The organism is Paraburkholderia sp. SIMBA_027, from assembly GCF_046535315.1.
GTDB lineage: Bacteria > Pseudomonadota > Gammaproteobacteria > Burkholderiales > Burkholderiaceae > Paraburkholderia > Paraburkholderia tropica.
The window spans coordinates 354,492-373,714 of record NZ_JAWRWY010000005.1 but is presented as its reverse complement, the minus strand read 5'-3'; the positions used below and the strand labels follow the sequence as shown (position 1 = coordinate 373,714).

The window sequence follows — 19,223 nt, the reverse complement described above, 5'->3', positions numbered from 1 at the left end:
CGGCGACTTCAACCCGAGGAGACACGAAGATGAGCCAGTCCGCATCCGAACGCCTGACCCAGCTGAAGGATCCCGCACTCTTCAAGACGCGCGCCTGGATCGACGGCGAATGGAGCGGCGGCGGCGCGACGTTCGCCGTGCTCGATCCCGCCGACAACGGCGAAATCGCGCGCGTGCCCGACTTCGGCGCCGACGAAGCGCGCCGCGCGGTCAACGCCGCGAACGCCGCGCTGCCCGCGTGGCGCGCGAAGACCGGCAAGGAGCGCGCGGCCGTGCTGCGCCGCTGGTTCGACCTCGTCATCGAACACGCCGACGACCTCGCCGCCATCATGACCGCCGAGCAAGGCAAGCCGCTCGCCGAAGCGCGCGGCGAAGTACTGTACGGCGCCTCGTTTCTCGAATGGTTCGCCGAAGAAGCGAAGCGCGTGAACGGCGACGTGCTCGCGAGTCCCGCGAGCGACCGCAAGCTCGTCGTGCTCAAGCAGCCGATCGGCGTATGCGCCTCGATCACGCCCTGGAATTTCCCGATCGCGATGATCACGCGCAAGGTCGCGCCCGCGATCGCGGCGGGCTGCACGATCGTCGTGAAACCGGCCGAGCAGACGCCGCTGTGCGCGCTCGCGCTCGCCGAACTCGCGCAGCGCGCGGGCGTGCCGAAGGGCGTCTTCAATGTGATCACGGCCGACTCGGCGAACTCGATCGAAGTCGGCAAGGCGCTCTGCGAAAGCGATATCGTGCGTCATCTCTCGTTCACGGGATCGACGCCGGTCGGCCGCATTCTCATGCAGCAATGCGCGCCCACGGTGAAGAAAGTCGCGCTCGAACTCGGCGGCCACGCGCCCTTCATCGTGTTCGACGACGCCGATCTGGACGCCGCCGTTCAGGGCGCCGTGATCTCGAAATATCGCAACGCGGGCCAGACCTGCGTCTGCACCAACCGCTTCTACGTGCACGACAAGGTCTACGACGCGTTCGTCGACAAGCTCGCGGACGCTTCGCGCAAGATCAAGGTGGGCAACGGTTTCGAGGCGGGCGTGAGCCAGGGCCCGTTGATCGACGACGACGCCGTGGCCAAGGTCGCGCAGCATATCGACGACGCCACCTCGAAAGGCGCGAAACTCGTCGCCGGCGGCAAGGTCACGGAGGGCCGCTACGTCGAGCCGACCGTGCTCGCCGACGTCACGCGCGACATGCTGATCGCGCGCGAGGAAACCTTCGGCCCGGTCGCCGCCGTGTTCCGCTTCAGCGAGGAAGCCGAGGTCATCGCGCTCGCCAACGACACCGAATTCGGCCTCGCCTCGTACTTCTACAGCCGCGATCTCGGCCGCGTCTGGCGCGTGGCCGAAGCGCTCGAGTACGGCATGGTCGGCATCAACACGGGGCTGATCTCGAACGAAGTCGCGCCGTTCGGCGGCGTGAAGCAATCGGGACTCGGGCGCGAAGGCTCGAAGTACGGCATCGACGAATACGTCGAGCTGAAGTATCTGTGCATGGGCGTTTGAGCACGCGCTTCAAGCACAGGATGAGTACGTAATCTCGCTACGATCCGCCCGGCGTCCACGATGCGCCGGGCGCGCAGTACACCGCGCATCACGTGCGGTCGAACGACAACAACAACGGTTTTATGCCTCATTTTTCCCTGCTTTCCGACGGCTTTTTCCTTTCGCTGTCGCTCTGTCTCGACATCGGTCTCGTCAACGTCGCGATCATCTCGCTTACGCTTTCGCACGGCTTCCGGCCGGGCTTCTGGCTCGGGCTCGGCTCGTGTTTCGGCGATCTGATCTACGCCGCGCTCGCGCTCGCGGGCATGGCGGCGCTGCTGCAATTCGAATCGGTGCGCTGGGTCGTCTGGATCGGCGGCGCGGCCATCTTGCTGATGCTCACGTGGAAGATGGCGCGCGAGGCGCTCAACCCGGCTGCCGCGCCGCCCGTCGAGGGCGAAGCCGATAGCACCGCGCCGCGGCCCGATCCGTGGCGCAGCTTCGCGCGCGGCGTGCTGCTCGCCGTGTCGTCGCCGAGCGCGATTCTGTGGTTCGCGGCCGTGGGCGGCGCGCTGATCGCCAAGTCGGGCGCAACGAGCGGCGCCTCGGCGGCCGTGTTTCTGTCGGGCTTCTTTCTCGGCGGCCTCGGCTGGACGCTGTTTCTCTGCGGCCTCGCGAGCCACGGGCGCAAGCGCGCCGGCACGGGCTTGCTGCGCGCGTGTCACGTACTGTCGGCGCTGCTGTTCGCGTACTTCTCCTACAGCGTGATCGTGCACGGCTATCGCGACCTGATCGTGCCGCACGCGTCGTAGAAGCAACTACGCGCCGACGCAATCAGGCGTCACCAATGCAAACGGCGCAACGCGGCGTGAGCCGGCGTTGCGCCGTTGTGTGGTCAGTAACGACCTGAAAGCGTGCTGGATGGGCGCTTCAGTTGGCCATTTTAGTGTCGATACCAACCGCCGTGGTAGCCACGATAGCCGCGGTAGTATCCGCCGCCGTGATGCCAGTACGGACGGCCATAGTAGCCATATCCAGGATAGCCGCCGACCACCACGGCGGGCGGCGGTGCGTAGACCACCGGCGGCGGTGCGTAGACGACAGGCGGGGGCGGCGGAGCGTACACCGGGGCGGCGTACACCGGATACGCCGGCGCAACAGGAATCCCGATCCCGATGCCCACCGAAACGTGCGCCTGGGCAGCACTGACGAACCCCACACCCAGCGCAGCGGCAACGATAAACGATACGGTCTTTTTCACTTCTCTTCTCCTGGCGGGCGACGAGAGCGTCGCTCCACATGACGGGCACTGCCCACAGAAGAACTGTATCGAAAACGTATTGCGTCAAAGGTAGCCATTTGTTGCAAATTGCAATTGCGGATAAGGAGGTCCTGGTGCGCGATCAAGGTATGAACGCGTATTTCGTCCTAAGAAAGCGCCTTGGCGCGCGGCATTGGGGCTTGCACGCCTTCGGGCGCCGTCGTCCGGTCAGACTTACCTGAATCGACGATCGTGCGCTGCGCGCCCCGGTAATGTTTGATTACAAATTGGCTGGCGACGCTAACGGCTCTCCAACCGCCGATGACTGCCCAAAACGACGATGCCCGGTCCGAAGACCGGGCATCGTCATGCATCGAAAACAGGACGCAACTGGGCGCATGGCGCCGCAGCCGCTCTATCCGACTTTCACGTAGGTGAATTCGCGTGAGACATTCGGCGGAACGTACGCGCCGCTGATCTGCACGCGTGGCGTGAGACGCTTCTTCTGATCCCACCAGCGACGACGCTGATAAGGCGTGAGAAATCGCAGATGCTTTCTGTAAGAGAAGATGCTCATTGTGAACTCCCGAATCGGACAACTGCCAGAACACAGCCAAATTGCGCGACAGCTACAGCTAAACCGGAGTCATTGAAGACAGTGTGCACAGGTTTGCGAACCGTGACCGCAGTGTTGCGAGATAGCCGCAGTCGTTGCACATATCGCCGGGGATCTGTTCGTCGCGTTCACCCCGTGCTGCATCGCGCCGTGCACGCCTGTCCTGACAGCAGGTTGCGTGCCACGTTCGAGTCCAATTCGGGTCTTTCTCTTACGGTGCCGTCGCGCCTTGCCGCTTTGCGGCCTGTCACGCCAATCAGGCTGCGTCGATGCGCCAGTTTTAACCGCCCTTGGCGGATTGTTTCGTACGAAAGCGAACATTGCGTGGCGCGTTACCGTCAGCCCACTGTAGCCGTTTACGCCGAACGTCGTCGGTATCGTGCTCGTAGAACGTAGGAAGCCGGTGCGCGCGGCCTCCGCGCCCGCATACTGACAAACCGTCAGCCGTGGTAATGTGGCAACGGCGCGCAGGTGCCATCCGCCAGGCGCGCGCTTCGGGATTCATCGACGAGAACGCACAATGATCAAAGTCAGCATCCTCTACCCGTTCCGCGAGGGCGGGCGCTTCGACAGCGAGTACTACGCCACGCATCACATGCCGCTCGCGGCACGCCTCTTCGGGGACGCGTGCAAGGGCTGGTCGATCGATATCGGCATCAACGCGGGGCCGCCGGGCACGCCGCCGCCGTATGTCGCGATCGGCCACTTCCTGTTCGAAACGCTGGACGCTTTTTACGAGGTGTTCAAGCAGCACAACAAGACGCTCGTCGACGATATTCCCAACTACTTCGACGGCGGTAATGGCACGATTCTGATCAGCGAAATCAAGGTTTCGGTCTGATCCGCGCGGCGGCCACACGCTCAGCGACCACCCGCTTGCGCCGCCCTTCGTTAATCCTCAAAAGAAGGAAACACCTCCGATGTTCGGCGATATCGCCCGCTTTCTGCTCAATACGATCTTTACGTTGTTCGGCGCCGCGCTGCTGATGCGCGCGTGGCTGCAATTTGTCCGTGTGCCGCCCTACAACCCGGTGACGCACGCGATCCAGCAAGCGACCAACTGGCTCGTCATGCCGCTGCGCCGCGTGATTCCGGGGGTGCGCGGCATCGACTGGGCCAGCATTGTCGCGGCGCTGATCGCCGCTGTCGTCTTCGTGCTGCTGATGGTCTGGCTCGCGGGCATCGATCCGCTCGGCCTACTGCCCACGCTGCTGATCGTCGCGGTGCTCACGCTCGTCAAATGGGCGCTCAACCTGGTGATCTGGGTGACGATTCTGATGGCGCTGCTGTCGTGGCTCAATCCGCGTTCGCCGGCCATGCCGGTGCTGCTGCAGGTCACGGCGCCGTTCCTGAATCCGCTGCGCCGCATCCTGCCGAACTTCGGCGGACTCGACCTTTCGCCGATCCTGCTGTTCGTGATCGTGCAGGTGCTGCTGATGGTGGTCACGCGCGCGGCCGTCTCGCTCACGATGTTCGGGATTTGATCCACGCCGTTCCCGCGGCATCCGCCAGCGGGGTGCAATTGCGCTCCGGGGCGGATTCCGCGTAAAATGGCGCGCTCTGCGGGTGTCGTATAATGGTTATTACCCCAGCTTCCCAAGCTGGAGACGTGGGTTCGATTCCCATCGCCCGCTCCAAGGAATGAGTTCCATAGATGTCTACTGACGTCTATGGACGCCTCTAAGTCCCTGAGATTTCAGGGATTTTCCTGGACAAAGTCTTCCGCTGACGTCCAGAGAAATCCACCTAAAGCCACGCCGAATAAGTACATTTTTGAGTCCATTCAATACGGCGGGCTCGCGCTTCGCATTGATGCTGGCCGAGGCAGGGCCAGACGACAAAAATGTGGGCCTCCAACTCGTTCAATTTTAGGAGTTGGAAAACACATGGCGCTCTCCAATCTGCGCATTCAGCACGCGAAAGCAACGGGCAAGCCCTACACCCTTGGCGACTTCGATGGTCTTTCTCTTTTCGTGTCGGCCAAAGGCTCCAAAGCCTGGCACTTCCGGTACTACTGGGTAGGCAAGCAGATCAGGATTTCATTGGGAACCTATTCCACTGGCCACTGGCCTTTCCGCAGGTGTTTGCCCAAGGTGGCTTCGACTGCGTGCTGGGCAATCCGCCGTGGGAACGCATCAAGTTGCAGGAAGAAGAGTTCTTTGCCACTCGCCACCGCGACGTAGCCGAGGCACGCAACAAAGCAGAACGCGCACGGCGCATCCAATGGCTCAGCGAGGGCATGCTGGCGCGCCACCTCTATCCCGACCTCGCCCACGCGACGCACGAGGACGAAGCCGAGAAGCGCTTGTACGCCGAGTTCATCGCCGCCCGCCGCACGGCGGAGGCTGCCAGCCTCTTCGCCCATGTGGGAGGCGAAGATGGGGGGCGCTACCCGCTAACAGGCGTTGGCGATGTGAATACATACGCGCTGTTTGCAGAAACCATTCTGCATATTCACGCGCGCGACGGACGCGCTGGTTTCATCGTGCCCACCGGCATTGCGACCGACGACAGCACAAAGGCATTCTTCGGGCACATCACGCAGCAAGGGCGCTTGGTCAGTCTATACGACATTGAGAATCGCGACGCTGTTTTCCCGTCGGTACACCGAAGCTACAAGTTCTGTCTGCTAACCCTTGGGGCAGCGAAGCAGGCCGAGTTTGTTTGCTTTGCCAGCCAGGTAGACCAACTGTCCGACCCCAGGCGCCGCTTCACCCTCAGCCCTGAAGAGTTCCGGCTCATCAACCCCAACACGCTGACCTGCCCGGTGTTCCGTAGCGCGCGCGATGCCGAGCTCACTAAGAAACTCTATCGCGCCGCACCAGTGCTGATTGACGAAACCCGAGAGAATGGAAACCCCTGGCGTTTGACCTTCCACACAAGACTCTTTCATATGGCTGAGGACAGCCACCTGTTTCGTGATCGAGCAGGTTCCGACGTTGTTCCGCTATATGAGGCCAAAATGATCCATCAGTTTGATCATCGATGGGCTACATACGCACCGAACGGTGACAGTCGGGAACTAAGCGAAAGCGAGAAGAAGGACTCTAATTTTTCAATTACCCCTCGGTATTGGGTGGAGGCCGTAGAGCTTGCATCTCGCTTGGAAAAATTAGAATGGCGAAATGGATGGCTTATTGGGTGGCGCGATATTTGTAGAGCGACGGACTCAGCGTCGCCATGATCAGCTTCAAATCCAGCTTGATAAAGAACGTGCAGCGTTGAAGGGCCGCCACCAGGTCATCAGCAGTGCCATGCAGGCCGTTGCAAAGTCACTGCCCTCATTTCATTGGGGCGTGCTCAGTGATGACGACAAGAATCGCAATCGCCCGTTCCAGATGGGGCCCATGCACTCGACAACCTTCAAGGTTCTCGAAATCCTGGCTGGAGACATCGCCTGCCTCCTCGACAGCAGCAACGCGCAAAGTTTTCATCCTGGGTTCCTTTTGCATGACTCGCCCCGAGAGGCGGAAATGAGTGAGTCCATGCTGTGGGCGCTGCTGAGCCATGTGGCATCGGGTGGAAATGATTCATTCCAGTACATCGTCACGACATCGACTGAACCTGTCGAAGTGTTCAGTCCGCTCGTACGCCTCAGGCTCTCCGCTGATAGTGACGACGGCTTTCTTCTTCGTCATCGCGTAGGCGTGGGACAACTGCCATTGACTTGAGGTCTGACGCATGGGATTTCTCCAACAATGTCCACCGATGAACCTGCTGCAACGCGCATTGATTGAAAAAGCGGGCCACGATCACGGCTTCGAGCATGTGGTGGCCAGCAATCCGGATGGGGTAGTACTGGCTTCAGCGAGACACGCGACAAGTGCGCAGGTAGTCGCTCAGCCCGCAGGCGGTTACCTGCTGCGCTTACGCGCAGAAACGCCTGCCCTGCTACCTGAGATGCGCCGTTCATTTTCTCAGCAGGATCGAGCCGACGGCTTTGCTGCCGACACTGTAGTGGGCTTAGCAACCTTGCTGCGCCGCGCCGCTGGCTTGGCGCGTGCTCTGCCTAGCCAAGCTGCCAATGATTATGAGGCAACAGTGGCCAGGCAGTTGGCCCAACTGCCTGCGGACGTGGGCGGAACAGAAGTGGAGCGACTGGTCCGTCAGCGGGTGGGGCAGCAGAAATTCCGGGAGGCCATGCTCGATTACTGGGGCGGGGCCTGCGCCGTGACAGCGGTGGCACTGCCCGAAGTACTTCGGGCCAGCCATGCCAAGCCATGGGCCGAGTGCGCGAGCGATGCCGAGCGGCTGGACGTGTTCAACGGCTTCTTGCTAGTGGCCAACCTAGACGCGCTGCTTGACCGGTTTCTGATCAGCTTTAACGACAGCGGAAATCTACTCGCGTCACCGCAGTTGGGGACGGCTGATATGGCTTGTTTGGGCTTGGTTCCGGACATGACTTTGCGCTGGCTAAGTGATGCCCACCGGGGATACCTGACATGGCATCGTGCACGCTTTGATGCCGTCAACCTGGCTGCGTGAAATGATAGGGAGCAACTTCTCGGTCCGAAATTCGTCATCATTTTTTGGACAGTCGTTCGACTCATGAGTGGCGATTGTGCCGGTGTACGGCAACGCTTTTGATTGCCCTCGAACCCAAGAGTCAGCATAGCTTTAGATGGCCGTCCCTGGACGTCCTTGGACACTCATACAACCCTGCGGCCACACATGTGTAATAATTCAGCCCAGCACGTAGTCCATCGTGGTGGACTCATTGCTATAGAACGTTTTTAAATCAACGGGTTAGGAGTTGGGTACTGTTTCCATCGCCCGCTCCACGTTTTCCGAAGTTTTCTGTTGTTTTCGCATGTTCTCGCGCTTCGACTGAATGCGCGACTGAAAGCACAACGCACAGTCCACGGGCAAACCGCCCGGCCAGCCTGACCATCCCCCCAAGACGTTCCCGGCGCTAACATGCGCGGCGCATATCGCGCACGACGCATGCGGATTCCGCTTCGTTTTTATCCGCGCAAACGGTTGCGCAGCCTCGATTTCGGGCTTTCCGAACCGATCAAGCCGCAGACCTGACTTGCGGACTTAACTGCGGCCTCGCCGCGCGATGCGCTAGCATCACGCCTTGTCCACCCTGCGATGGATCCGCGATTTACCCTGCGCGACGCGCGCGGGCCAGCAACGATGCAACGATTTTTCATGTCCCGCCGCAGCGCCATTGCGCTGATCGTCCAGGCGCGCACCGCCGCGCTGGCTCACCACGAAGACCGCCTGCCGGCCGAAGTCGAGCGGCAGCAGGCGCTGGCCGGCGACCTCACGCGTCTGCTATTCGACGTGCGCGCCGGCCGCGTCAGCGAATTCGAACTCAAGGCGTCGTCGATGCACGTCACCGTGGCCTCGGACTGAGCACGCGCAGCCGCCGTTCCGGGCGGCGGAAGGCCGAAGCCGCGCTGCTATAATGCGCGGCGGCTTCGCACCGGGCGCCGCAAGACGCCCCGCCGCCCGACGTCCGGTCCAGCGAGCGCACGCGCGCCGCGCGTCCGGCGCAGAATGAGCGAACCGCATGAACGACGTGCGCGAACGAAGCGCGCCGCCCGAACATCGACGCTCGAACATCGCCTGTTACCCGCCGCCACGGTCGACCTGCGCGCCGCGACATTCGCCGCGCGAGGCGACCGATCGCGGCATCGAGCGCCGCGACACCCGCTGCCCTCACCTGCCCGTCCTCGAAGATGAACCACGAATCCAACGACGCAGCCCGCCCCGGCTGCACGCCGCCCGCCGAAGCGGACGAATCCGCCACGAAGCTGCCGCAGCACACGGCGACGCCCGACGGCGCCCATGACGACGCGCCCGCCATCGCAGCCGATGAAGACGGCGACGAAGGTGCCGAAGAAAGCGGCGAAGAAGGTGGCGAAGGCCTGCACCGCCGCCGCATCCGCAGCTTCGTCACGCGCGCCGGCCGCGTCTCGACGGGCCAGCGCCGCGCGCTCGACGAGCTCGGTCCGCGCTACGTCGTGCCGTACACGCCCGCTCCCGCCGACTGGGACGCCACCTTTGGCCGCCACGCGCCGCGCGTGCTGGAAATCGGCTTCGGCATGGGCGCGAGCACGGCGGAAATTGCCGCGCTGCGTTCCGGCGATGACTTCCTCGGCGTCGAAGTCCACGAACCGGGCGTGGGCGCGCTGCTCAAGCTGATCGGCGAGCAGGAACTGACGAACATCCGCATCATCCAGCACGACGCCGTCGAGGTGCTCGAGCAGATGATCGCGCCCGACAGCCTCGACGGCGTGCACATCTTCTTCCCCGATCCGTGGCACAAGGCGCGCCATCACAAGCGCCGCCTGATCCAGCCGAAGTTCGTGCAGTTGCTCATCTCGCGCATGAAGCCCGGCGCGTATCTGCATTGCGCGACCGATTGGCAGAACTACGCCGAACAGATGCTCGAAGTGCTCGGCGCCGAGCCCGCACTCGAAAACACGGCCGCCGATTACGCGCCGCGCCCCGACTATCGTCCGGTGACGAAGTTCGAGCGACGCGGGCTGCGTCTCGGCCACGGCGTGTGGGATCTGGTGTTCAAGCGCCGCGCGGTCTGATCCGCCGGACACGCGCGATTTTTCTCGCGCAAATGAAAAACGGGCACCGGTGCCCGTTTTTTTATGGCGAGTACGCCACGCTCAATTCCAGTCGAGGCCGCCGCCATAGCCGATCAGCAGGATCACGAGACCGAACGCGATGCGATACCACGCGAAGGCCGTGAAATCGTGCGAGGCGACATAGCGCAGCAGCCAGCGCACGCAGGCGAACGCGCTCACGAACGCGGCCAGAAAACCGACGCCGAAGAGGCCGAGCCAGTCGACCGACAAGGTCTGCCACGTCTTGTGCAGTTCGTAGAGCGTCGCGCCGAAAATCACCGGAATCGCGAGAAAGAACGAGAACTCGGTGGCGACGCGCCGTTCGAGACCGAACAGCATCGCGCCGATGATGGTCGAGCCCGAGCGCGACATGCCGGGAATCAGCGCGAAGCATTGCGCACAGCCGACCTTGAACGCGTCGAGCACGGTGATTTCGTCGAGGGAGTTCACGCGCGCGGGCGTCGCGGTGCTTGCCGTGGTCGCCCCGCTCGCGCCGTCCGCTGCGGCGACGCTCAAGCGCCCACCCGAAGCCGCCGCCGCGCGCCGCCGCCCTTCCACCCACAGAATGATCACGCCGCCCGCGACGAGCGCGAACGCCACCGGCACGGGCGAGAACAGCATCGACTTGATCGCCTTCTCGAACATCAGGCCGAGCACGACGGCCGGAATGGTCGCCACGATCACGTTGAGCGCGAAGCGGCGCGCGTCCGGCCGCGAAGGCAGACCGACGACGACGCTGCCGATCTTGCGGCGGAATTCCCAGCACACGGCGAGGATGGCGCCGAACTGGATCACCACGTCGAAGGTCTTTTCGAACTCGCCGTCGAAGCCGAGCACGCTGCCCACCACGATCAGGTGGCCGGTGCTCGACACCGGCAGAAACTCCGTGAGTCCCTCGACGATGCCCAGAATCAGGGCCTTGCAGGTTATCAGCCAGTCCATCCGTTCTCCTCGCCATTGAGTGCGCCGGACGGGCCGCCAGTCGACTTGTCGAAGCGCGCCCGCCGACGGCTGTGCGGCGGGCGTTTCGTCGCTTATTTCTCGACGATCTGCACGCGTATGCCGTTTGTAAGGATGGTGATTGTACCGGGTTCGTAGTTCACCCCGGCAAACTGGAGTTGATCCGGCTTGAAGGTGTAGACCGGATAGTTGGTCAGCAACTGCGTCGCCGCCAGCGCGGCCACCGCATTGACCTGCTGCGCGTAGCCGGCGGCGTTGCCCTGCATGTCGACGCTGTCGACCGACGGCGCGCGCAGCAGCACCGAGCGGCTCGCCGCGTCATAGACCATTTCGCTCGACAGCGTGAACGCGCCGTCGACCGGCTGCTGCATCAGCGGGCTGGCCAGATGCGCGTCGACACGAATGGCGACGCGGTTGCGGTCCGGCAGCAAGGTCACGACCGGATTCGTCAGCGCAACCTCGAAAAGCTGCTGCACCGAACGGTGATACGGGAACTTGCGCTGCACCGCTTCCTGCACCTGCTCGCGCGAGAACGTGTAGTGATCGGGGATGAACGGAAAGGTGCCGGTCGCGCAAGCGCCGAGCGACATGGCCGCGCCGGCAGCGGCGCAGGCCGCAAGCAGAAAGGCTCGCCGCGTGGCGCGCGCGGCGCCGGGCGTGGAGGACGGGGCGCGCGGCGCGCGTCGGATCATGCGAAATCTCCTTGAGAGACGACTGGGTAACGACTGGTAACGGCTGGGTTACGACTGATACATCGCGCAGTCGTGACGGCATTCAGTGCGCGCCGGGCTGCGTGGCCGCTTCGAGCTGCGCGATCCAGACCAGCGCCTGTTCGCGCGTGTCGCCGCACATGTCCGCCTGCGGTTGCAGCCCGGAGCAGCAGGCGGGGCGCAGCGGCGAACCGAAGATCCGGCACTGCAGATCGTCGTCGAGCTGGATACAGGGCACGCCCGCCGGCTTGCCTTGGGGCATCCCCGGAATCGGGCTCGAAATGGACGGCGCGATACAGCATGCGCCACAACCGGGGCGGCACGCATGTTCGGACGGGGTGACGACAAGACCTGCGCTCAACTCGAATTCCTGAATTTCATAACTGTACGGGGCCAAAGCAAGGAAAACCGGCCGGAAAATCGTGTTCGCATTGTGCCATCGCAAGCTGCGACCTTTTTACACAAACGTCGGCGACGGCGCCCTCTTACACTGGATTCATCCGGCGCTGTAAGACGCCCCTCCGGGGACGCCATCCGGCGCGTCATACCCACGAGAATCTCGCATGAGCGACGCCGACCTGCTCTTCCGCCCCGACCTGCTCGCCAAATACGGCGCAAACGGCCCTCGGTATACGTCCTATCCGACCGCACTTCAGTTCCGCGACGATTTCAATCTCGACGATTACCGCCACGCCGCCGAAGATCCCGGCGCGACCGACACCGACCTCTCGCTCTACTTCCACATCCCCTTCTGCGACACCGTCTGCTTTTATTGCGGCTGCAACAAGGTTGCGACGAAAAACCGCGCCCGCGCGAAACCGTACCTGAAGCAACTGGTGCGCGAGATCGAAATGCAGGCCGCGCTGTTCGACACCAAACGCCCGGTCTCGCAGTTGCATTGGGGCGGCGGCACGCCCACTTTCCTCTCGCTCGACGAAATGAGCGCGCTGATGGCCGCCACGCGCGAGCACTTCGCGCTGCGTCCGGACAGCGAAGGCGAATATTCGATCGAGATCGATCCGCGCGAAGCCTCGGCGCGGACCGTCGCGCACCTGCGCCAGCTCGGCTTCAATCGCCTGAGCCTCGGCGTGCAGGATTTCGATCCGATCGTGCAGGAAGCGGTCAATCGCGTGCAGCCGCTCGACATGACCGTCAACGTGATGAACGCCGCACGCGAGCACGGCTTCGAGTCGATCAGCGTCGACCTGATCTACGGTCTGCCGCACCAGACCGTGCAAAGCTTCCGGCGCACGCTCGACACCATTCTGATGCTCGCGCCCGACCGCCTGTCGGTGTTCGGTTATGCGCACATGCCGCAGCTCTTCAAGATGCAGCGGCAGATCGACGCCGCCGCGCTGCCCACGCCCGCCACGCGGCTCGCGCTGCTGCAACTCGTGGTCGAGCAGCTCACCGACGCGGGCTATGTCTACATCGGCATGGATCACTTCGCGCTTCCCACCGACGAACTCGCCCGCGCCCAGGCAACGCGCACGCTGCATCGTAATTTCCAGGGCTACAGCACGCGTGCGGACTGCGATCTGATCGGTTTCGGCGCTTCCTCGATCGGCAAGGTCGGCGACGTCTACGCGCAGAACGCCAAAGAGCTGCCGGCTTACGGCGCGGCCATCGACGCCGGCCGGCTGGCGATCTCGCGCGGCATCCGCCTCAGCGCCGACGACCGCCTGCGCCGCGACATCATCACCGAGCTGATGTGCAATCTGGAATTGCGTTTCGACGAATTCGAGGCCGCTTACGGCGTGCGCTTCCTGAGTGCCTTCGCGCCCGAGCTGGAGCGCCTGCGCGGCTTCGAGGCCGACGGTCTGGTGGCGCGCAGCTCGAACCGGCTCGACGTGCTGCCCGCCGGGCGCATGTTCGTGCGCAACATCGCGATGGTGTTCGACCACTATCTGGGCACGCAGCCGATGGAGCGGTTTTCGCGCACGGTTTGAGGGCGATCTTGCCGCGCCTGACTACGCCTCACGTCAGCAAGTTGCCTGCGGCGCCGATTTGCGTCATAATTTACGGCTACTTCGCGTGTCTGTCCTGCAGACCCCCGAAAACTGCCTCGGTGGTGAAATTGGTAGACGCGCCGGACTCAAAATCCGGTTCCGAAAGGAGTGCCGGTTCGATTCCGGCCCGAGGCACCAGAATCCACGCACAAAGCCCCGCTCTCGCGGGGCTTTGTCGTTTCTGCGGCGACGCGTTCAGCGCAGATTCGTCTGCGCCAGTTCCACGACTTCGTCGCCACGGCCGCTCAGCACCGCGCGCAACATGTACAGACTGAAGCCCTTCGCCTGCGCCCATTGCAGCTTGGGCGGCATCGCGAGCTCGTGCTTCGTCGTCACCACGTCGACGAGCGCCGGGCCGTCGTGCGAGAACGCCGCGCGCAGCGCGTCGTCGAGCGCTTCCGAGGTTTCCACGCGCACGCTGAAAATCCCCGCGCCCCTGGCGATATCGGCGAAATTGGTCGCGATGAGATCGGTGCCCGTTTCCAGATAGCCGCCCGCCTTCATCTCCATCGCCACGAAACCGAGCGAGCTGTTGTTCAGGACAACGATCTTGATCGGCAGATCGAGCTGGCGTGCGGAAAGAATATCGCCCATCAGCATCGAGAGGCCGCCGTCGCCGGACAGCGAAATCACCTGGCGTCCCGCGTGCGCGGCCTGCGCGCCGAGCGCCTGCGGCATCGCGTTCGCCATCGAGCCGTGATTGAACGAGCCGTGCAGACGACGGCGTCCGTTCATCGTCAGATAGCGCGCGGCCCAGAGCGTGGGCGTGCCGACGTCGACGGCGAAGATCGCATCGGGCTCGGCGAGCGCATCGACGCGCGCGGCCACATATTGCGGATGCAGCGGCTTGCCCGCGGGCGCGGGACGCGCGAGGTCGTCGAGACTCTTGCGCGCGTCGGCGTAATGCGCACGCGCACGCTCGAGAAAGCGGCGATCGGTCTTGCGCGTGAGCTTCGGCGCGAGCGCCCGCAAGGTCTCGCGCACATCGCCGACGAGGCCGAGCGTGAGCGGCGCACGCTTGCCGAGCGCCGCGGCGTCGCGGTCGATCTGCACGATGTTCGCGTCGGCGGGATAGAAGTTCCGATACGGGAAGTCGGTGCCCAGCATCACCAGCGTGTCGCACGACATCATCGCGTGATAGCCCGAGCTGAAGCCGATCAGCCCGGTCATGCCCACGTCGAACGGGTTATCCCATTCGACGTATTGCTTGCCGCGCAGCGCATGCACGGTCGGCGCGCCGAGCGCATCGGCGAACGCCACCACTTCGTCGTGCGCGCCCTTGCAGCCGCTGCCGCACAGCAGCGTGACGGCGTCCGAGCGATTGAGCAGATCGGCGAGCCGGTCGATGTCCGCCGACGAGGGCAGCGTCGCGGGCCGCGACGTCTGCGCCCAGGTCGGATCCTCCTCGGGCGCGTCGAGCAGCGCCACGTCGCCCGGCAGCACGATCACCGCGACGCCCTTCTGGTCGATCGCCGTGCGCAGCGCCGTGTCGAGCACGCGGGGAAACTGCGAGGCGTTCGTCACGAGTTCGACGTAGTGCGCGCATTCGCGGAACAGTTCGGTCGGATGCGTTTCCTGAAAGTAGCCGAGGCCGATTTCCGTCGACGGAATGTGCGCGGCGATCGCGAGCACGGGCGCGCGGTTGCGGTGCGCGTCGTAGAGTCCGTTGATCAGATGCAGGTTGCCGGGACCGCAACTGCCCGCGCAGACCGCGAGCCGGCCGGTCGCAGCGGCTTCGGCGCCGGCCGCGAAGGCGGCCACTTCCTCGTGACGCGTGTGCATCCAGCGGATCGTGCCGAGTTTGCGCAAGCTCGCCGACAGCCCGTTCAGGCTGTCGCCGGTGACGCCCCAGATGCGTTCCACGCCGACTGCTTCGAGTGTCTTCGCCAGATGATCCGCGATCGTCTTCGCCATACTGTCCTCCGTATCGGTTGCCGCGCGCAGCGGCCAGCGCGCGGTGCCGGGCGCGCTACGCTCGAGAAAAGGGGGAATGTGAACGGGCCACGGAGGCCGCCGCGCGTGGCGCGGCGCGTACCGGTTCATCGCGGTACGTTACGCCATCCGCGCAAAACACGTCGTTAAGCGAACAGCATCGCAAGCGAATTCGACAGTGGCTGCAAGGCTGTCGTCATCTTCGGGACCGCGTGAGAAAACGGCGCAGCGGCGCGCAGTCGCTAAAATGCTGCGGTTTGCAGCAGCCCTCAGCCGTTTTCCGCCGCCAGCGTCACGTCATGAATCTCGAAAGCATTCTCTTCACCCAGGGCTTCGGCTCGCGCCGCCAGTGCCGCTCGCTCGTCGCGGAAGGACGCGTCGCCGTCGCGGGCGCGCCGTGCGACGACCCGGGCGCCGACTTCGACACCGAAGGGCTCGTGTTCAGCGTCGACGGCGCCGAATGGCCGTTCCACGCGCAGGCGTATGTCGTGCTGAACAAGCCCGCGGGCTACGAATGCTCGCGCGATCCGCAGCATCATCTGAGCGTGTTTCACCTGCTGCCGCCGCCATTCGCCGCGCGCAACCTGCAGTGCGTGGGCCGGCTCGATCAGGACACGACCGGCCTCCTGCTGCTCTCCGACGACGGCCAGTTCGTGCACGCCTTCACGTCGCCGAAGCGCAAGGTGCCGAAGCTCTACATCGCGACCACGAAGCACCCGATCGACGACACGCAGTTGAACGCGCTGCGCGAAGGCGTGCTGCTGCACGGCGAGCGCGAGCCCAGCGCGGCGGTCTCGGCGCAGGCGCGCGGCGAGCACACGCTCGAACTGAGCGTGCTCGAAGGCAAATATCACCAGGTCAAGCGCATGGTGGCGGCGGCCGGCAACCGCGTGGAGGCGCTGCATCGCGAGCGTATCGGCGGCTACGCGCTGCCCGACGATCTGGCGCCGGGCACCTGGCGCTGGCTCGATGCCGCCGCGCTCGACGCACTGCGCAACAAGGGGTAAACCACAGGCGCGCCCGCGCCGCCCCGCCGCTCGGAGCGTTGCCCCGCATGGGCTCGCGAAACGGCCCCTTTTTTGCCGCGCCGCAGCATGCTGTTGCTGACAAAGCGCCCTATACTCGTTTAAACAACGATTACAAGTTGCAAGGAGGGGGCATCATGATCATCAACGGCACATACGACATTCCAATCGTGTTGATGCTTTTCGTGGGACTGGGGGCGATCCTGATCGGTGGCCTGCTGGCGTGGATGCATTTGCGGCATCGCTATCATCCGAACCTGATCGGCGCGCTGATCGGCGCCCTGTTCTGCTTCCTCCTGCTCGAGGCGCTGCCGGCCATCACGTGAACGGCACGCTTGCGCCATGCCGCCCGCCCGCTCACGGGCGCGGCGGTAGCGTGCGCAGGAACGCATCCACGTCGGGGTAACGCAGGCGCACGCGCAATTCGCGCTTCAGGCGCGCATTGTCGAGCCGCCGCGACTCCCGCATGAACGAGAGCAGGACCGGATCGAGCTCGCGCTCCGCCTGCGCGCGGCTGACGCGCGGCGCTCGCGCGAGACCGAACGCATCGGCGACCCGGTCGAAATACGTCCCCATTTTCATTTCGCTATCGTCCGACGCGTGGATCACACGCGCCGAGCGTCCGTGCGTGGCGAGCCGCAGCATGATGGCCGCCAGATCGTCGGCGTGGATGTGGCTCGTGTAGACGTCGTCGGCGTCGAGCAGCGCCGGCGTGCGTTTCTCCAGCCGGGCGAGCGGCAGGCGCGTCGCCGCGTAAATGCCCGGAATGCGCGCGATGGTGGCGCTCAGCGCGCCGCGCGCCGTCGCCCGCCGCAGCAGCCGCTCGGCGGCCACGCGTCGCTTGGCGCGGGCGTTCGCGGGCCGCGGAGCGCGGGTTTCGTCGATGCGCGCGCCGCCGCAATCGCCGTAAACACCGGTCGTGCTCGCGTACACCAGCCGGGGCCGCGCAGGGGTCGCGCGAGAGGCTCGCCCGGTACGCTCGGGTACAATGGAGGTCGCTTGTCCGGCCGTTGCGGGCCGCGCCGCGGAACGTCGCCGCGCCTTGAGCGCCGCGACCAGGCGCCGCGTGCGCAGGTCGCCATCGCCGTCTTTCGGAGGCGGCGCGAGGTGCAGCACGACGTCCGCCAGCCCGGCAAGGCGCGCAAGACTCGCGCGTGCGTCCAGGTCGCCCGCCACGGGTGTGGCACCCGCGGCACGCAGGATGTCGGCGCGCTCGGCGCGACGCGCGAGCGCAAACACACGCGGGCGTGCGGGCCGCGCACGCAACTGGTCGACACAGCGCAGACCGACGTCGCCGCTGCCGACGATGAGAATGCGCGCACGGCGCAGATTTCGTGTGGCAATCATGGTGGAACCATTTTAGCCGCCGAGGCACGGATGCGAGGGCACCGCCCCACTCCACGCTCCGGATTACCGATCACAGACTGGCTTTCTCGAACATGGCATTCAACGTAACGCTCAAGCAAAGCGGCCGGACCTTCCAGGTCGAACCCGACGAACCCATCCTCAACGCGGCGCTGCGTCAAGGCGTCGGCTTGCCCTACGGCTGCAAGAACGGCGCCTGCGGCTCGTGCAAGGGCACGGTCTGCAGCGGCGAAGTCGAGCAGCGCGCGCACGCGGCGTCGGCACTGTCGAACGACGAGCGCACGCGCGGCATGGCGCTGTTCTGCTGCGCGACGGCGCAGACCGACCTCGAAATCGACATCCGCGAAGTGGCGGGCGTCGGCGACATGCAGGTGCGCAAGCTGCCCACCCGCATCGCCGCGATCGAGCGCAAGGCCGACGACGTCGTCGTGCTCAAGCTGCAACTGCCCGCCAACGAGCGCCTTCAGTATCTGGCCGGCCAGTACCTCGAATTCATCCTCAAGGACGGCACGCGCCGCTGCTACTCGATGGCGAGCGCCCCGCACGAGGAAGGTCCGCTCGAACTGCACATCCGCCACATGCCCGGCGGCAAGTTCACCGACCACGTCTTCACGCAGATGAAAGAGCGCGACATCCTGCGCTTCGAAGCGCCGCTCGGCACCTTCTTCCTGCGCGAGGATTCGGACAAGCCCATCGTGCTGCTCGCGTCGGGCACCGGCTTCGCGCCGCTCAAGGCGATCGTCGAGCACGCGGTTCACAAGAACCTGAACCGCCCGATGACGCTCTACTGGGGCGCGCGCCAGAAGAAGGACCTGTATCTGCTGGAACTCGCCGAGCAGTGGGCGAAGGACATCCCGAACTTCCGCTTCGTGCCGGTGCTCTCCGAGCCCGCCGCGGAGGACGCCTGGACCGGCCGCACGGGCTTCGTGCACCGCGCCGTGATCGAGGATCTGGCCGATCTGTCCGGCCATCAGGTCTACGCGTGCGGCGCGCCGGTGATGGTCGAGTCGGCGCAGCGCGATTTCACGCAGCATCACGGCCTGCCCGAAGACGAGTTCTACGCGGACTCGTTCACGAGCGCCGCCGACCTCGCGAATCCGGTCTAAACGCCTGCCGATGCGCGCGTAACGGCTCGTTGCGCGCGCAATTCCGCGCAATCCGGCCCAATCCCGCGGGTCCGGCGGCCCGCCGCCGCGGCCGCCGTCACGAAAAATTCTTCGGCCGATCGGCGAGATTCGGCACATTGATGGTTTACATCGCCGTTCGGCTTGTCG

Annotated in this window: 20 protein-coding genes and 2 tRNA genes; 16 read left to right on the top strand and 6 right to left on the bottom strand. The window is 64.6% G+C overall.

Annotation, left to right across the window (positions count from 1 at the left end; all coding sequences use genetic code 11):
• Window positions 1-29: 29 nt before the first annotated feature.
• Window positions 30-1,502 carry an NAD-dependent succinate-semialdehyde dehydrogenase gene (locus SB764_RS12090; protein WP_074983997.1) on the top strand — a complete coding sequence of 491 codons (1,473 nt, stop codon included), beginning with the start codon at window positions 30-32 and terminating at the stop codon, window positions 1,500-1,502.
• A gap of 122 nt (window positions 1,503-1,624) precedes the next feature.
• Window positions 1,625-2,293, top strand: coding sequence for a LysE family translocator (locus tag SB764_RS12085; protein ID WP_065058301.1), 669 nt, complete (start codon window positions 1,625-1,627; stop codon window positions 2,291-2,293).
• 131 nt (window positions 2,294-2,424) lie between these two features.
• Here the strand turns inward: SB764_RS12085 and SB764_RS12080 are convergent, their stop codons facing one another.
• On the bottom strand, window positions 2,425-2,742 hold the full coding sequence (locus tag SB764_RS12080; protein ID WP_074983998.1) for a hypothetical protein: 318 nt from the start codon (window positions 2,740-2,742) through the stop codon (window positions 2,425-2,427).
• A 1,136-nt stretch (window positions 2,743-3,878) separates the two neighbouring features.
• On the opposite strand from SB764_RS12080, the gene SB764_RS12075 reads away from it, so the two are divergent.
• From SB764_RS12075 to trmB, 9 genes are all read left to right on the top strand, one after another.
• A complete protein-coding gene (locus SB764_RS12075; protein WP_065058134.1) occupies window positions 3,879-4,199 on the top strand; it encodes an EthD family reductase in 321 nt (106 codons plus the stop codon).
• 79 nt (window positions 4,200-4,278) lie between these two features.
• Window positions 4,279-4,842, top strand: coding sequence for a YggT family protein (locus tag SB764_RS12070; protein WP_065058133.1), 564 nt, complete (start codon window positions 4,279-4,281; stop codon window positions 4,840-4,842).
• A 78-nt stretch (window positions 4,843-4,920) separates the two neighbouring features.
• Window positions 4,921-4,995, top strand: a tRNA-Gly gene (locus SB764_RS12065).
• 33 nt (window positions 4,996-5,028) lie between these two features.
• Complete coding sequence (locus tag SB764_RS12060; RefSeq protein ID WP_410863649.1) at window positions 5,029-5,541, top strand: Arm DNA-binding domain-containing protein; 513 nt, start codon at window positions 5,029-5,031, stop codon at window positions 5,539-5,541.
• Complete coding sequence (locus SB764_RS12055; protein ID WP_410863648.1) at window positions 5,439-6,542, top strand: hypothetical protein; 1,104 nt, start codon at window positions 5,439-5,441, stop codon at window positions 6,540-6,542. Before SB764_RS12060 ends, SB764_RS12055 begins: the two co-directional genes overlap by 103 nt.
• The gene (locus tag SB764_RS12050) at window positions 6,484-7,029 is read left to right on the top strand and encodes a hypothetical protein (RefSeq protein ID WP_410863646.1); all 546 of its coding nucleotides are present in this window, start codon (window positions 6,484-6,486) and stop codon (window positions 7,027-7,029) included. Before SB764_RS12055 ends, SB764_RS12050 begins: the two co-directional genes overlap by 59 nt.
• A 37-nt stretch (window positions 7,030-7,066) precedes the next feature.
• Window positions 7,067-7,843 (top strand): HNH endonuclease, encoded by a 777-nt coding sequence (locus tag SB764_RS12045; RefSeq protein WP_321890743.1) that lies wholly within the window; start codon window positions 7,067-7,069, stop codon window positions 7,841-7,843.
• A 669-nt stretch (window positions 7,844-8,512) separates the two neighbouring features.
• Complete coding sequence (locus SB764_RS12040; protein ID WP_074984000.1) at window positions 8,513-8,719, top strand: hypothetical protein; 207 nt, start codon at window positions 8,513-8,515, stop codon at window positions 8,717-8,719.
• 326 nt (window positions 8,720-9,045) lie between these two features.
• Window positions 9,046-9,909, top strand: a complete 864-nt coding sequence (trmB, locus tag SB764_RS12035; protein WP_410863643.1) for a tRNA (guanosine(46)-N7)-methyltransferase TrmB — start codon at window positions 9,046-9,048, stop codon at window positions 9,907-9,909.
• Window positions 9,910-9,990: 81 nt separating this feature from the next.
• Here trmB and SB764_RS12030 read toward each other — a convergent pair whose 3' ends face one another.
• The 3 genes from SB764_RS12030 to SB764_RS12020 form a co-directional block, all read right to left on the bottom strand.
• Window positions 9,991-10,890 carry an undecaprenyl-diphosphate phosphatase gene (locus SB764_RS12030; protein ID WP_074984001.1) on the bottom strand — a complete coding sequence of 300 codons (900 nt, stop codon included), beginning with the start codon at window positions 10,888-10,890 and terminating at the stop codon, window positions 9,991-9,993.
• Between the two features lie 92 nt (window positions 10,891-10,982).
• Window positions 10,983-11,600, bottom strand: coding sequence for a DUF1439 domain-containing protein (locus tag SB764_RS12025; RefSeq protein ID WP_065058130.1), 618 nt, complete (start codon window positions 11,598-11,600; stop codon window positions 10,983-10,985).
• 82 nt (window positions 11,601-11,682) lie between these two features.
• Window positions 11,683-11,979 (bottom strand): YkgJ family cysteine cluster protein, encoded by a 297-nt coding sequence (locus SB764_RS12020; RefSeq protein ID WP_065058129.1) that lies wholly within the window; start codon window positions 11,977-11,979, stop codon window positions 11,683-11,685.
• Window positions 11,980-12,181: 202 nt separating this feature from the next.
• Here SB764_RS12020 and hemN point away from each other — a divergent pair, with 202 nt between their 5' ends.
• Complete coding sequence (hemN, locus tag SB764_RS12015; RefSeq protein WP_065058128.1) at window positions 12,182-13,567, top strand: oxygen-independent coproporphyrinogen III oxidase; 1,386 nt, start codon at window positions 12,182-12,184, stop codon at window positions 13,565-13,567.
• 113 nt (window positions 13,568-13,680) lie between these two features.
• Window positions 13,681-13,765 (top strand) — tRNA-Leu (locus SB764_RS12010).
• Between the two features lie 57 nt (window positions 13,766-13,822).
• Here the strand turns inward: SB764_RS12010 and poxB are convergent.
• Entirely contained in the window at window positions 13,823-15,541 is a 1,719-nt protein-coding gene (poxB, locus tag SB764_RS12005; RefSeq protein ID WP_074984007.1) for a ubiquinone-dependent pyruvate dehydrogenase, read from the bottom strand.
• A 317-nt stretch (window positions 15,542-15,858) separates the two neighbouring features.
• Here poxB and SB764_RS12000 point away from each other — a divergent pair, with 317 nt between their 5' ends.
• Complete coding sequence (locus tag SB764_RS12000; protein ID WP_410863640.1) at window positions 15,859-16,566, top strand: pseudouridine synthase; 708 nt, start codon at window positions 15,859-15,861, stop codon at window positions 16,564-16,566.
• Between the two features lie 155 nt (window positions 16,567-16,721).
• Entirely contained in the window at window positions 16,722-16,910 is a 189-nt protein-coding gene (locus SB764_RS11995; RefSeq protein ID WP_065058126.1) for a hypothetical protein, read from the top strand.
• 31 nt (window positions 16,911-16,941) lie between these two features.
• On the opposite strand, the gene SB764_RS11990 is transcribed toward SB764_RS11995, so the two are convergent.
• On the bottom strand, window positions 16,942-17,931 hold the full coding sequence (locus SB764_RS11990) for an NAD-dependent epimerase/dehydratase family protein (protein ID WP_110327948.1): 990 nt from the start codon (window positions 17,929-17,931) through the stop codon (window positions 16,942-16,944).
• Between the two features lie 92 nt (window positions 17,932-18,023).
• Here SB764_RS11990 and SB764_RS11985 point away from each other — a divergent pair, with 92 nt between their 5' ends.
• On the top strand, window positions 18,024-19,055 hold the full coding sequence (locus SB764_RS11985; RefSeq protein WP_321905072.1) for a CDP-6-deoxy-delta-3,4-glucoseen reductase: 1,032 nt from the start codon (window positions 18,024-18,026) through the stop codon (window positions 19,053-19,055).
• Window positions 19,056-19,223: the final 168 nt, after the last annotated feature.

Coding starts and splice junctions, on each gene's coding strand:
- SB764_RS12090 (WP_074983997.1), top strand. CDS start 30: ATGAGCCAGTCCGCATCCGAACGCCTGACCCAGCTGAAGGATCCCGCA.
- SB764_RS12085 (WP_065058301.1), top strand. CDS start 1,625: ATGCCTCATTTTTCCCTGCTTTCCGACGGCTTTTTCCTTTCGCTGTCG.
- SB764_RS12075 (WP_065058134.1), top strand. CDS start 3,879: ATGATCAAAGTCAGCATCCTCTACCCGTTCCGCGAGGGCGGGCGCTTC.
- SB764_RS12070 (WP_065058133.1), top strand. CDS start 4,279: ATGTTCGGCGATATCGCCCGCTTTCTGCTCAATACGATCTTTACGTTG.
- SB764_RS12060 (WP_410863649.1), top strand. CDS start 5,029: ATGGACGCCTCTAAGTCCCTGAGATTTCAGGGATTTTCCTGGACAAAG.
- SB764_RS12050 (WP_410863646.1), top strand. CDS start 6,484: ATGGATGGCTTATTGGGTGGCGCGATATTTGTAGAGCGACGGACTCAG.
- SB764_RS12045 (WP_321890743.1), top strand. CDS start 7,067: ATGAACCTGCTGCAACGCGCATTGATTGAAAAAGCGGGCCACGATCAC.
- SB764_RS12040 (WP_074984000.1), top strand. CDS start 8,513: ATGTCCCGCCGCAGCGCCATTGCGCTGATCGTCCAGGCGCGCACCGCC.
- trmB (WP_410863643.1), top strand. CDS start 9,046: ATGAACCACGAATCCAACGACGCAGCCCGCCCCGGCTGCACGCCGCCC.
- SB764_RS12030 (WP_074984001.1), bottom strand. CDS start 10,890: ATGGACTGGCTGATAACCTGCAAGGCCCTGATTCTGGGCATCGTCGAG.
- SB764_RS12025 (WP_065058130.1), bottom strand. CDS start 11,600: ATGATCCGACGCGCGCCGCGCGCCCCGTCCTCCACGCCCGGCGCCGCG.
- hemN (WP_065058128.1), top strand. CDS start 12,182: ATGAGCGACGCCGACCTGCTCTTCCGCCCCGACCTGCTCGCCAAATAC.
- poxB (WP_074984007.1), bottom strand. CDS start 15,541: ATGGCGAAGACGATCGCGGATCATCTGGCGAAGACACTCGAAGCAGTC.
- SB764_RS12000 (WP_410863640.1), top strand. CDS start 15,859: ATGAATCTCGAAAGCATTCTCTTCACCCAGGGCTTCGGCTCGCGCCGC.
- SB764_RS11995 (WP_065058126.1), top strand. CDS start 16,722: ATGATCATCAACGGCACATACGACATTCCAATCGTGTTGATGCTTTTC.
- SB764_RS11990 (WP_110327948.1), bottom strand. CDS start 17,931: ATGATTGCCACACGAAATCTGCGCCGTGCGCGCATTCTCATCGTCGGC.
- SB764_RS11985 (WP_321905072.1), top strand. CDS start 18,024: ATGGCATTCAACGTAACGCTCAAGCAAAGCGGCCGGACCTTCCAGGTC.